Here is a 12829-nt window from a genome sequence, read left to right as displayed (position 1 = left end):
CCACATTACACAGTCACCTTTTGCCTCAGAGATTCTATATACTCAGGCATTTGTATGACGCGCTTTTCGAGCCTTGACGTTTCAGCGGCAAAAGCCATGAGATGACTTTGGACAGACACAACGGCGGAAGATCGAGAGTCTTGTCCACTTCCCTGTTGTACTAGCTTAATGAAATCTTTCATAATTCCCTCGTCCCCTCCCCCATGTCCAGTATCGGAGGCACGTAACTTAATCAGCTTTTTGCGACCGGACACAAAATCTGTTATCTCAATTGTATTGTCTTCCATATGCCCCTTAATCTCACCCTTAGTTCCCTGTAATCTGATAATACGCTCGCTATCATTCGAGAAGGCTGTCATTGTAAAGGAGGCTGTCACGTTATTAGCAAATTCAAGATTTACTACCTGATGATCCACTACATCATTATCGCAATGATACACGCATCGGCCATACGGTCCCTCCTTTAAGGCTGTCATAATTCCCTCATAGCTAGTATCGTTGGTCAAATAAGCCCGTAAATACTTTCCTTGCCAATCCTCTTTATCAATTAAATAGAATCTTGGCGCATAAAAGGCGCATTCATCTCTCACAGGGCAACCATCTGTACATCTTAACGGCGCTCCTGCGGGTGCATTTTCCTTTGTAAAATGGCTAAGCGAGCCAAATGAAGATACCCTCATGCATTCTTCTCCAATAAGCCAGAGAAGAATGTCCAAATCATGACAGGATTTCTGCAGAATCATTGGACTGGACTCCGCTGCTTTTCTCCAGTTTCCCCGTACAAAGCTATGTGCCTGGTGCCAATAACCTACATTCTCAAGATGCTGCACCGTCATCAGATTTCCGATTTCCCCATCCTCAAGCAGATCCTTTAGGGTCATGAAGAAATGGTTATACCGCAAGACATGGCAGATCGCAAAGATTCTATTGTATTTTTTAGCGTATTCCCCCATGATGAAACACTCTTCTGGGTTGTTAGACATCGGTTTTTCCAAAAGCACATGGTATCCCATTTCCAATGCTTTAATAGTTGGCTCAAAATGCATATTATCCTGCGTACAGATCAGAACAGCATCCGCAAGCTTTTCACCAGAAAGTAAATCCTCCCAGGTCGTAAATGCATTCTGCGCTTCAATATCAAATGAGTTCTTGATGCCCTCTCTTCTCTGAACATCAGGATCAGCAACGGCGACAATCTGGATCTCATCCGGATATCTCAGTGCATATGGCGCATAAGCTACAGCACCCCGTCCTCCCGCTCCAATCAAAGCTACAGTTATTCTCTTCAATGTAACCTCTCCCTTAATCGCAATGGTTAACCTTTAACAGCTCCTGTTGTCATGCCCGAAATAATGTATCTTTGGCCTGCAAGATAGATGATGAGCACAGGAATCAATGCAATCGTTATATAAGCACACACGAGTCCGTAATTGTAGGTGTACAGCTGTTGGAAATTGAACACGCCCATAGGCATCGTCCACATCGATGTTTTAGGTACAAGGAACAAGACATTGCTGAAATCATTCCATATAGCGGTAAAGGTAAGCACGATATTCGTCGAGACCACCGGCAGCAATAAAGGAAAAATAACTTGGAAGAACATTCGCAGCGGACCACAACCATCGACCACCGAAGCTTCATCCATCTCCCGTGGAACCCCTTGCATAAAGCTGTAATAAATCAAAATGGAAAAAGCGATTTGACCTGCCAAATCGACCATAATTAATCCAGAAAAATTGTTTCCCATGTTCAGTAGCTGTAGCAGCTTAATCGCAGGAATAAAGGAAAAGGGTGCGATCATACCCGTAAGTAGAAACTTATAAGTGAAGTTAGTAAATGCATTTCGATTTCTTTGAATGATGAAAGCGGAGTAAGAACATAGAAGAACGGTTAAGACCGTGACTACAGTAGAGACAAACATACCATTGAGGAATCCCCGCCAGATCTGTCCTTGCGTAAATGCTGTTGCAAAATTCTCGAACATATAAGTCTTCGGAAGACTTAAGTTCATAATTTTGGACTCTGTCTCATCCTTGATGGAAGTTAATAGAATAAGGATAAAAGGAACCAAGTAAATAATAGCTAGGAGTAGCGCCGCAATATAAGTTAGTACCTTGCCTGTCTTCGATGCCACACTCATCATTGCGACTCCTTTCTATTATTAAAATAAGTAATAATCATGGCCACCACAGTAATAATGATGAACTGAATCACACTAATAGCCGCAGGATATCCAATGGAGCCTGATGACATCGATTTGACCAGAAAGGTGGACATCACTTCTGTCGCATGACCCGGTCCTCCTCTAGTCATCGCATAAATGATATCGAAGGCTTTAAGCCCTGAGATAATGCTTAATAAAAAGCTGAGATTTAAAGTCCCCCTAATGTATGGGAGTGTAATTTGAAAAAACTTAGTAAATGCTCCTGCTCCGTCAATATCGGAACATTCAATCACTTCTTTAGGTACGGATTGCAGCGCCGCAAGAATCAACAGCATGGACCAACCAGCCCCAACCCACACATCGACAGCAATCACTGAATACATAGCTAGCGTGAAGCTTCCTAGCCAATCATTGACCAAGCCATGAAGTCCTACAGCTTCGAAAAAGCCATTGAGGAATCCATCGTAGCTGAGAATATAATTAAAGATGATGGCGACCATAATCGTGCCAAACATAATCGGCAAATAAATCAATGCACGAAGGAAGTGATTCCCTTTAAATCTCCGGTTTAAGAGAAGTGCTGCCAGCAGCCCGATTATTGTTTTGCCAAGTGCATCTAAGATCGCAAATTTGAATTGATTCCATATACTGAAGAAAAAATCAGCTCCATCACTAAACAGCAGCTTATAGTTTTCGAGTCCGACAAAGGTAACCCCTGAAGATTTAATACTTGCATCCGTCAAGGAATAAAGGAGTCCCAATATAGCAGGAGAAACATAAAACACAGTGAAAATTAGAAGAATAGGAATCAAATAGATTACCGGATAATTTTTTCTCTTATAGTTCTGTTGCAAGTAGCAGTCCTCCATCCTTCCACTATTAGAACTATACCCGCCTCGCTTGGCAGGTATAGTTCTTCTCTGTTCTCAGCAGAAAAGGCATTTCGTTTATATTAAAATCCAGGAATTTTTGCGATTTTAGCGTTTTTCAAGAACACCTCACCGTGCTTTTTAACGAATTCATCTGCTGTGATTCTACCTACTAGAAGCTCTGCATATGCCGCGACAACGTCGTCATAAGGGAGTGGAATGATATAAGCGTCATCGCCATGCTTTGAGATTTTACCTTCATTAACGATGTTCTGTATTTCCGTCAACGCTTCCGTCATCTTGTTAGACACATCAATATCCTTGTATGGACTTACACCCGGAGAAACCTCTAAATAGGCTTGTGCTTGTTCTTTATCTGACAGGAATCTGAGCAGATCTTTAGCTTCTTCTGGATGCTTGCTTTTCTTAGAGATGAACACATGAGTTGCACCGCTTAAAGCAATCGCTTGTGAACCGTCTTTATTAGGAAGCGGGAAGAACGCAATTTCTGCATTAGCGTCAAGCTTATAAAGTTCAGGAACAACAAAGTCCCCTTGGAAAATGATTGCAGCATCTCCCGAAACGATTGCCTGCTGTTGCTTTTCGTAAGTGGCCGTCAACAAATCTTTATTCAAGTACCCTTTTTTCGCCCACTCTTCGAGCTGTTTATACTGATATACAAATTCGGGGATATCCTTCCACTGCACTTCATTTTCATTTAATTTATCCCACACCGCAGGATCAGCGCCGCCAATAATACCGTTTACAGCATTACGATGCTGCAGCATGGTCCATCCGTCTTTAGCTGCAAAATAAATCGGTGTCTTTCCGCTCGCTTTAATAGCTTCGAGAACCTTATTGAATTCTTCCGTAGTTTTAGGTGCGGACAATCCCAGTTCTGTAAATACTTTTTTATTGTAAAATGCACCCCAAGAGCCTAAAGCCATCGATGATGGAAAAGCATAAATTTTCTCATCCGTATACTTCAACGATTGAAGTGCGATATCATTCAGACGAGATTCAAATGCCTCTCCGCTAATTTCCAGCAATTGATTCGGCACATCATATTTTTGATAAGACCCGAAGAATACATCTATATCTCCACCACCGGACAATTTTGCTTTCACAAGGTTGTCGTATTGATCGTCTTGAATCGCTTGAATATCCACCTTATTGCCGGTCTTCGCTTCCCATTTTGCGATTAGATCTTTAATGCCGCCATAGTTTAATTGACTAGCTGCTGCAAGATAACTGATCGTTACGGGCTCTGATTTCACTTCTGTCTCTTGTGGTGCTTCCGTCGCCGTGACAGCCGCATTAGACTTTTCAGGTGCTGCAGCGGCATTGGTGTTGGCGTTGGAAGAAGTGCTTCCGCAACCTGATAATACCGGGATGAGTGCGCCCAACAATAACACCGACAATGTTTTCTTTTGAAGCTGCTTCATACTGTAACCCCCCTGTTTTTCGATTCCAACGTACTAGCTCGAAATCGTTAAATCTAATGTAATCGCATTCGATCATTTAAGAAATATAAAAATCTGACTATCTGATTTATACTTTTTTGATTACAATGTTTGTGTTATGATGCACTTGATTTTAACCTTTAGAGGAGATAATGTATGTTTAGTAAACTTGGATTTCAGAATAAAGTCATTGTTACCATTATGGGTATCTTCTTTCTAATCCTGCTTCTGTCCATGGTTTACTTGTATACTTACATGAAATCAATGCTAATTCAGACTGAACTGGCAGGGCTCATTCCTACAACACAGAAGATCTCAGACCAAGTGGATACGTTGTACAAGCAGCTAGATTATGCAGCGTTAGGATTTACGAATAACCAAGATAATTTGGACGTCATGGTGGAGTTAAACAGCGATGCACCCTCGGATTCCATGAGTAATCTAGTCTCTCAAAACAAGCTGGCCCACAATTTAAATGCGATTTATAACGTGGTTAGCGATCTTCACAAGGTCATTGTTTTCGTGCCAGATAAAGATATTTTCTTTCCTTATTTCAGAACAGAGCATCTGTTCAAGAACATCCCAATGCCCTATTCCAAGCCATCTTCCCTTAATGAGCTCTTCATCAAAGATAAGCTATTTGCTGCACTCCCTCCGCATCCAGATGTTTGGTCAACTGAGCCAGAAACCGTCATTTCCGTTGTAAGAAAATTCAGCACACCTTATTCTACAGATTTTGGAATGTTAGAAATTCAATTGCCTTATAAGAGCCTGGAGCTCATTACTAGAATCGAAAATCAGCAGTCGGGGAAACAGGTTTATATTTTTGATGACAATGGGATGCTTGTATTTCCTTACAATCCTTCAATAGACAATCATCATCAAGCCTTGCTGACAACGCTTTCTAAACAATTGCAAGAGCATATTCCTATCTCCGGAAAATTCAAACAAGAGGACCAATTAACGCTGCTAAGCACCTATAACTCGGGCTATTTGGGCTGGACCACTGTCGTAGCCGATGATGGGATTTCATTACAGGCTAATCTTCAACGTTATCGCACAATTCTCATTACGATAGGGTTTCTAACCCTACTTGCTGTGCTGATCATCTACTATTTTGCTATACGAAAACTAATGAAGCCGTTAAAAGCACTGACAAAAACAGTCCGGGCAGTGAGCTTGAACAACCTCTCCTTCAACCAGAATCCTACTCCCAATGAGCACTTTGAATATAACGAACTGATTATGCTGAACCGCTCTTTTGAGAAGATGATAGAAAAGCTTAAACAGGCGATTAATACGGAATATGAGTCACGCATCCGGGAAATTGAGGCCAACTATTCTGCCCTTCAGGCACAGATTAACCCACATTTTCTATACAACACACTGAACGTTATTGCCGTCCACTGCGAAGAGTCAGGTTCTATCATTGCAGAAGATATGTGTCTAAGACTTGCAGAGATGATGAGATACAGCGGTTCTTCTTCAGGTACAGATGTGCTGTTAGCAGAAGAGATTAAGTATTCTATCTATTATCTGGAACTCATGAAGCTTCATTATGAGAACAGCTTATTTTATGAAATAGATATTCCTGACACTATGAACATCCTTTATTTCCCGAAATTATCCTTGCAGCCCTTTGTGGAAAATGCGATAAATCACGGGTTCGATAAAAGCTTTCCTCCCTGGAAAATTACAATTAATGGACGATTTAATACCGTAGACGATTGGGAGCTAGTAATTCAGGACAATGGTTCAGGATTTGAGCAGACGGTACTCCAGGATCTGAATCAAAAGCTAACAGCATACCGCTCCAATTTTATCGAAGGCAAGCTGTTGAAGAATCTTCAAATCTCGGGAATGGGCATGCTGAACACCTTTATACGATTAGTCATTCATTTCGGAGAAAATTTCTATTTCAAGGTATCTAATGTTGGAGAACACGGTGCCCGGATTTGCTTCGGTGTCAAGGAGAGGTCCGACGAGGAGGTAAAGTGATGATGATATCCATCATGGTTGTGGAAGATAAACATCCTATTTTAAGAAATCTAGTTAAGAAAATCGGAAGCTTTAGCCCTCGTTTACAGGTAATTGGTGAAGCCACGGATGGGATAACCGCACTAGAGATGTGTCTTCGCTTAAAGCCTCAGATCGTGTTCACAGATATTCGCATGCCTGGAATGGATGGTCTGGAATTGATCACGGAAATAAAGAAAGTACATCCGGATACGCTCTTTATTATTATTAGCGGCTATAACGATTTTGAATATGCTAGAGAGGCTTTGCGTCTTGGCGTACGGGAATTCCTCTTAAAACCTGTTACCCAAGCCGCTTTGAACGAGGTATTAGAAAATGTCACTCAATTAGCTCACACCCATAATGTCACTAAGGAACAACAGCTATTATCGGATTTACTTCGAGGAAGAGCTGTCCTGTCGTTCGATAAATATGAGCAAATGAATCATAAATGCTTCTCCATTCTTGTCATTTGTGCGGGTTCCATCTCAAGATTTCCTATAGACTTATCTAATCCGTCCAATGACTTTTGGCTGAAAAATGATTTGGCAAGCTTTCTTTCTATTCCTATGAATACAGCATATGATAATTCTTGGGTGTTTGATGGCGAGTCTATGAATGAAATGGTTGTGGTCTTCAGCTATAAACAAGGGCTTACAATCGATTTCACAGAGATTTATAACTTATTCCTATCAAAGTATGAAGCACACGAGCAGCTTTTTACTTTTGCCGTAAGCAATAGCGTCGAGAATCTATCGAAGCTAAGGTTAGAATATCAGCTAAGTCGAATGATTTTAGGCAAAAACGCTATTTTCGCCAAATCTAGCCTTCTGTTCGTTAAAGATTTCTCTCTAAACTCTCACTCCACCATCGATCTAGATAAGGCTTTTGACACAAAGAAGATCATTTCTTTCATCAAAAATCAAAAAAGAGAAGCCTTTTATTGCGAATTAGAGACAAACTTCGCTTCCTGGAGCGAGCAAAATTATACCCAAAGTGACGTTGAGTTATGCTTATCTCAAATCTTGTATAATGCCTGTAACGCCACTTTACAAAAGCATATCGTGAATAGTGATCTAAATCTGGAACTTGATGAAGTCATCTCAAACTCCAAAGATTACCCAGCCTTGCTTAAAAATATTACGTTCCTGTTTAATAAATTCTTCTACTCTGCGCAAGGGTCTGAGCCTGCTTCCAGTTCCGCCAAATGGATTGTAGAGACGGTAGCAACCTACTTCAATGATCATTTATCTGATGAAATCGCGATCGCAGATATTGCTGATATGGTTAATCTCAATGTGTCCTTTTTAAGCAGAGAATTTAAGAAACATAAGGGCTCAGCTCCCATCGAATATCTAACACAGCTTAGAATTGAAAAAGCAAAACTGTTGATTAAGGATACATCCTCCAATCTCAAGTTTAAAGAGATCGCAGATATGGTTGGTTATAACAATCAATATTATTTCAGTAAAGTATTTAAACTTATTACAGGATTAACGCCTAGCGAATTCAAAAGTGCTTCTGATTCAAACCTTTTTAGTTAAATTACTGCTTTATACAACAAAGAAACGGCATTTCTGCCGTTTCTTTGGGTTATGGATGGCCAGGGCTCAGAGCCTGTTTTACTCCAATCCATGTTCTTTACGGATGTTATACATACCTTGAACAAGCAGTTCGGAAGGATCCCGATTCAATTGCAAGTGGGTTAACAATAAATGCAGTGGGAACGCGCATACGTTATTCCCATCGGTTATTGCTGGAAATCCAGCCTCGAACACCGGACCGAGTTTCTCATTCCAAGCTAGGCCGACATGTACATCCTCCGGCGCAAATTCTTCGGTGATTTCTTTAATACATTGCGGAACCAATACATTGTCTATAATCGCTTTAGCTTCTTCTTCACTTGAAGGCGGTTTTGGAAGCGTTTTGCCTCCCTCAATCTTCATCAGATCAACAAAGAATGAAGCCATCCATGCTGCAGGATCCTTACCCGATTGGAATCTTGCAATCAATTCACGCAGAAAAAATCCGCAAGAATAGACATGATCTAACTCAGACTTTACGTGAAAAACAAAAACCGGGCCGTAGGCCTCCATATTTAACACTTGTCCTTCAACGTCTTGAAAGTGTACTCTCAAAGCTACGAGGCCGTTATGATGAACAGCCATCACTAGCTTATTCATATCCTCCTCAGACATTTCTGGATCACTGGTTATTTCCTCGTTCTCGTTTGTTGGTTCCTCGTTCTCATTGGTTATCTCATTAGTCATTTTAAATTCCCTCCCGATCCTATCATACCATCTAGCGAATTGATCTGACACTTTAAAAATAGACAAATTCCTACCAGTTGGGGAGAAAATAAATAAACGGCATCTCTGCCGTTTATTTATGGGTGAACTCTCAGTTAAGTAACATCCTTTAATCTCTTTACGATTGTGCAGGTTAATTGTTTGATATCGCTAGGATCTAACTTGTAAGCTGAGGTAGCCTTCCGTGTCGGTTTAGGATTTGTCGATATTAAATCAGCGATATACAGATCTATAAATACAACCGGATCAGCCCCAGCTCTTTTCCTGAGCTCGCCTGGTACCTTTGTGTTGGGTCCGTCCGCTCCACCACTGATTGAGATGAAACCATACTTGTTCGGATTTTTTTTAAAATGCCTTAAATATGGTCGGATTGGTGTCGCCACTTGCCCCATCCAGATCGGTCCAAAAAAGAGAATCAAATCATACTTCATTAATAAGTTAGGTGATGGCTGTACCAACGGTATCCTGCTAAAAATCATATCCATTGTAATGGAACTCAATGTCCGCGGCTTGGCTTCAGAAATCTGAAAATAATCAGACGACAGTTCTTTAGCCACACTGCCAGCTAATGCATCATTGTTGCCTGAGAATGAATACGATATGACTGCAATGTTCATCTTAGCCCTCCTGAAACGAATTATTTCGTCTTTGCCTGCACCAGTGCATTTTCTAGTGCCTTAAGATGTGCTTTAGAGGTAAGCGTTGCACCACTAATAACGTCTACCTGAAGGGATTGTGATTCAATCACATGTCTAAACAAATCACCAATGCTTATTCCGCCCTTCAGTTTAAGTGGCTCTCCGTTTTTATCTATAGCGCCTTTGAGTATTTTAATCCCTGAAATTGAACCCATAGATATGGATGCCTGAACCTTGGTATCTCTGGAATGATCCTTTGTGCCGATATATTCTCCCACATAGATTCCATCTCGTAGCTTATCGAAATCAATGACATTTATAGTAAGCCTCTGAACTTCACGTCTTCCTGGAGCACTGAATAGAATCCCTCCCCATACTAGAACTGCAATCACACCTAAGAAGCTCAGTATAATCATCCACTTTGGAATCTTCCTTTTACTTCTTACACCAATGATCATTCGCATGCCCCTCTCCTTAGTTATTGAATGAATATTTTTATATTCATTCATTTTAAGAGATAAAAAGACTGCCTCATCAGTTCTATTTGGGGCAGTCTGTAAGACCCTTCATGATTAGTTCCATCATATGGTCCAGCAGTTGTGGAAAGAACTCCAGTCCTATTTCTTCCTTGTGGGTCTCCACATTGATCATCGCGGCGAAAACCATCATAATCATTTTGCTGTCCATATCGCTTCGCATCTTGCCTTCGGTTTGCCATTGCTGCACCATTTCATGGAAGCTGTCATATAAGAAATCGTTCACCTGAATGCCGGTTTCTTCTCGATAAAGCTGTTCAATTTTCCCAAAAACACTTTTGTTATACCATTCCTTTAGAATAGGGTTGGCGATTATACCTTCCGTATTGAGTGCCATCATCTGCCGAATTACACTCAGTGGGCTTTGGGTTCTGTCGAGGGTTTGCATACAGTTTTTTTTAAGCTTCGCATTTTCTTCAAGAAAGATGTCCATAAATAGTTTTTCTTTAGAAGGATAATAGTTGTAAAAGGTTCCTATGGCTATTCCAGCTTTTTTTGTAATGTCCGAGATATTTGTATCCTTAAAGCCTTTATTGCTAAACAGCTCTTTCCCACAATCATAAATCTTTGTTTTTTTATCTTCCACTTTCCGCATCTCCATGAATGAATAATTATTTTTTCATTCATATCATAATGTCAAAAGTTGGATATGTCAACGCAAATCTTATTCGTTAGCTTTTCGTTCATTGAACGACAATAAAATAAAAAAACGGCATCTCTGCCGTTTATTAAAGATTCTATCAATCCGTCAAAAACAGATCCCCGAAGGCATTAACATCCTTTGAAGTCCCTATACCACTGTTGTATTCTAACCAGCCCCTACGCCCCTCGCCGTCATTATCATTAACCAGCAGCGAAAATTTAAGCTTCATTCCTTGCTTCACCTGTGTAATGTCGTAGCTCAGTTCATGCCACGGGATGGCTAATTCATAGCTGGTTGTTGAACCAGAACGTTCTATCGCATACTTTAGCTCTATGGCATCATTTATATTGAAACCCCTTGGAGTTAGCCAGCGCCACTTGAGTAAATTCCCTGCATTTCCCCTAGCCACACCCAGTTCATGGTACTCTGAGGGCACTGTTCCATCTGTGTTTGCAATGCCAATGCCAATCTGGATGCTGTCCCCACTCCAAATAGCATCACCCGATGCTGACTGTTCATGCTTGTCATCTATAACTTCTACCCCTAAATAAAGGTTATCCGTATCCCACGCTAAGGAACCGGTCGCGCTGATATCCTGCTCCCCTCGCCAACCATTGATCTTGATATCCTTCACATTAAAGCGAGCCTGATCACTCCAATCAGATAGGTTACCATTGATTTCAACGGGCTTACTGAGTTTTGGCAACAACAGCGCGTTGAAGGAATCTAAAGTCGTTTGCAATAGATTACCTATATCATTAAAAGATTTAAGTGTCCGTTGTCCCCATGCAAGCTCAGGAATCTCTAGCCGCACGCTTTTTCCCGGTTCTAGATTCTCGACAGAGGCGCTATAGGTCCCCTGAGTAGAACGTCCTGTCTCATAATCTGCTTCCACTGAACCGCTGAAAATATTCGTAGACTGATTCGTAACATCCATATGAGTCCTTATCTCTTTGGCAGATTCATCATAAAATGTCTCATATTTCACCGTAAGCGGATCGATTACGTTGACATTGATAGCGAAGCTCATTGCTGTTTTAGGATCTTCGCCGCGCGAGACGAATAGCGAATCGTTTCCTCTCACCAAGCCTTCCGGCACCTGAATCCAAAGTCTGTCTTCTTCCTTCTCATCACGAAGTATCCAACCCTCCGGTAAATCGATGTTCATCGGCTCCTTCGAGGGACTGCGATAGGCCTCAGGTAGCTTAATATCAAAGGCATCTCCAGCAGCAATAGAAATACCGGAAATCTCCGGCAGCTTTGCAAGTGCTGGACTGTTCATGACATTCCATAGAAAATGTGTTGTCGTCTCCATAATCTCATCGATGTATTTTTCATTCTTGTAATCATGTCCGACACCTTCCATAGTTAGTAGATTATGATACACTCCTATCTCTTTCAATTGTTCAGCCAATTCAACACTTTGCTGGTACGGCACTAGTTTGTCTATTGTTCCATGAATGATGAGGACTGGCGGCAGCTTGCTGTTCGCACTTGTCGTCAGATCCCCCCCATAAATATCTACAATCGAAAATATAGATTTAATGATCGATGGATCCTTTGATACATATTGATTGACAAAGTTTATGGCTAGATGCCCTCCCGCCGAATCACCCCCGATCACAATACGGCTTGCATCCATTCCGTAAAGCTCTGCGTTATCGTTGATCCATTTAATCACATCGCTTATATCCTCATAAGCGTCATTAAGCGTGTGGGTGAAGTTAGCAAACGGATCTTTTTTCAGCCTATAATCGATGGACAATACAGCATATCCTCGCTCTGCCAATCCCGTAGAAAAGTCCGCTGCATCGTACTTATCCCCTCCTGTATAACCCCCACCGTGAATGAAAATAAATACAGGTCTCTTCTTGTTATCATCACCTGACGGCTCGTACAGATCGAGTTTGAGCGGTTCAACAGCATCCGTCTCATTCTTCTTACTCGCATACAAAATATCTCCTTTCACTGTAACCTTATAAGCGGGAGTCAGGTACTGAACCGGAATTTGTCCGTTATTCACAGTAACTTTAACCGCTGTTGTGCTACTGTCATTAGCATTCACTTTAGCCACCTCTTTCCCCTCCTTTTCTAAAGCGCTCTTACTCTCTTGGTTATTCAGTAACAACCAGGAACTTAGAACGATTACTAGGATCGTAAGAACGTAAATAAGTCTACGCTTCATTATGAC

At 41.2% G+C, this 12829-nt stretch carries 11 protein-coding genes; 2 read left to right on the top strand and 9 right to left on the bottom strand.

Translation table 11 applies throughout. The features are described from left to right. Nucleotides 1-5 precede the first annotated feature (5 nt). The 4 genes from R50345_RS09660 to R50345_RS09645 all read right to left on the bottom strand — a co-directional run bounded on the left by R50345_RS09660 (nt 6) and on the right by R50345_RS09645 (nt 4478). Nucleotides 6-1289, bottom strand: a complete 1284-nt coding sequence (locus R50345_RS09660) for a Gfo/Idh/MocA family protein (protein ID WP_042126077.1) — start codon at nt 1287-1289, stop codon at nt 6-8. Nucleotides 1290-1315: 26 nt separating this feature from the next. Further along, entirely contained in the window at nt 1316-2140 is an 825-nt protein-coding gene (locus R50345_RS09655) for a carbohydrate ABC transporter permease (RefSeq protein ID WP_042126076.1), read from the bottom strand. Then, nucleotides 2140-3018, bottom strand: a complete 879-nt coding sequence (locus tag R50345_RS09650; protein ID WP_052414543.1) for a carbohydrate ABC transporter permease — start codon at nt 3016-3018, stop codon at nt 2140-2142. The genes R50345_RS09655 and R50345_RS09650 overlap by 1 nt, the downstream gene beginning before the upstream one ends. Before the next feature lie 98 nt (nt 3019-3116). Further along, nucleotides 3117-4478: an ABC transporter substrate-binding protein gene (locus tag R50345_RS09645; protein ID WP_042126072.1), complete on the bottom strand. Its 1362-nt coding sequence runs from the start codon at nt 4476-4478 to the stop codon at nt 3117-3119. Between the two features lie 174 nt (nt 4479-4652). On the opposite strand from R50345_RS09645, the gene R50345_RS09640 reads away from it, so the two are divergent. Then, nucleotides 4653-6494, top strand: a complete 1842-nt coding sequence (locus R50345_RS09640; protein WP_042126070.1) for a sensor histidine kinase — start codon at nt 4653-4655, stop codon at nt 6492-6494. Beyond that, nucleotides 6494-8056, top strand: a complete 1563-nt coding sequence (locus R50345_RS09635; RefSeq protein WP_042126068.1) for a response regulator transcription factor — start codon at nt 6494-6496, stop codon at nt 8054-8056. The genes R50345_RS09640 and R50345_RS09635 overlap by 1 nt, the downstream gene beginning before the upstream one ends. 78 nt (nt 8057-8134) lie before the next feature. Here the strand turns inward: R50345_RS09635 and R50345_RS09630 are convergent, their stop codons facing one another. From R50345_RS09630 to R50345_RS09610, 5 genes are all read right to left on the bottom strand, one after another. Beyond that, nucleotides 8135-8782: a hypothetical protein gene (locus R50345_RS09630; RefSeq protein WP_042126066.1), complete on the bottom strand. Its 648-nt coding sequence runs from the start codon at nt 8780-8782 to the stop codon at nt 8135-8137. A gap of 134 nt (nt 8783-8916) precedes the next feature. Beyond that, nucleotides 8917-9438, bottom strand: a complete 522-nt coding sequence (locus tag R50345_RS09625) for a flavodoxin family protein (protein ID WP_042126064.1) — start codon at nt 9436-9438, stop codon at nt 8917-8919. A gap of 20 nt (nt 9439-9458) precedes the next feature. Next, nucleotides 9459-9923 (bottom strand): FMN-binding protein, encoded by a 465-nt coding sequence (locus tag R50345_RS09620; RefSeq protein ID WP_042126061.1) that lies wholly within the window; start codon nt 9921-9923, stop codon nt 9459-9461. Nucleotides 9924-9999: 76 nt separating this feature from the next. Then, entirely contained in the window at nt 10000-10581 is a 582-nt protein-coding gene (locus tag R50345_RS09615) for a TetR/AcrR family transcriptional regulator (protein WP_042126059.1), read from the bottom strand. Between the two features lie 154 nt (nt 10582-10735). Next, nucleotides 10736-12823: an alpha/beta hydrolase fold domain-containing protein gene (locus R50345_RS09610; protein ID WP_042126057.1), complete on the bottom strand. Its 2088-nt coding sequence runs from the start codon at nt 12821-12823 to the stop codon at nt 10736-10738. Nucleotides 12824-12829: the final 6 nt, after the last annotated feature.

It is taken from the genome of Paenibacillus sp. FSL R5-0345, assembly GCF_000758585.1.
Lineage (GTDB): Bacteria > Bacillota > Bacilli > Paenibacillales > Paenibacillaceae > Paenibacillus_AQ.
The sequence above is the reverse complement of the archived record's forward strand: the minus strand, read 5'-3'. Positions and strand labels throughout refer to the sequence as shown.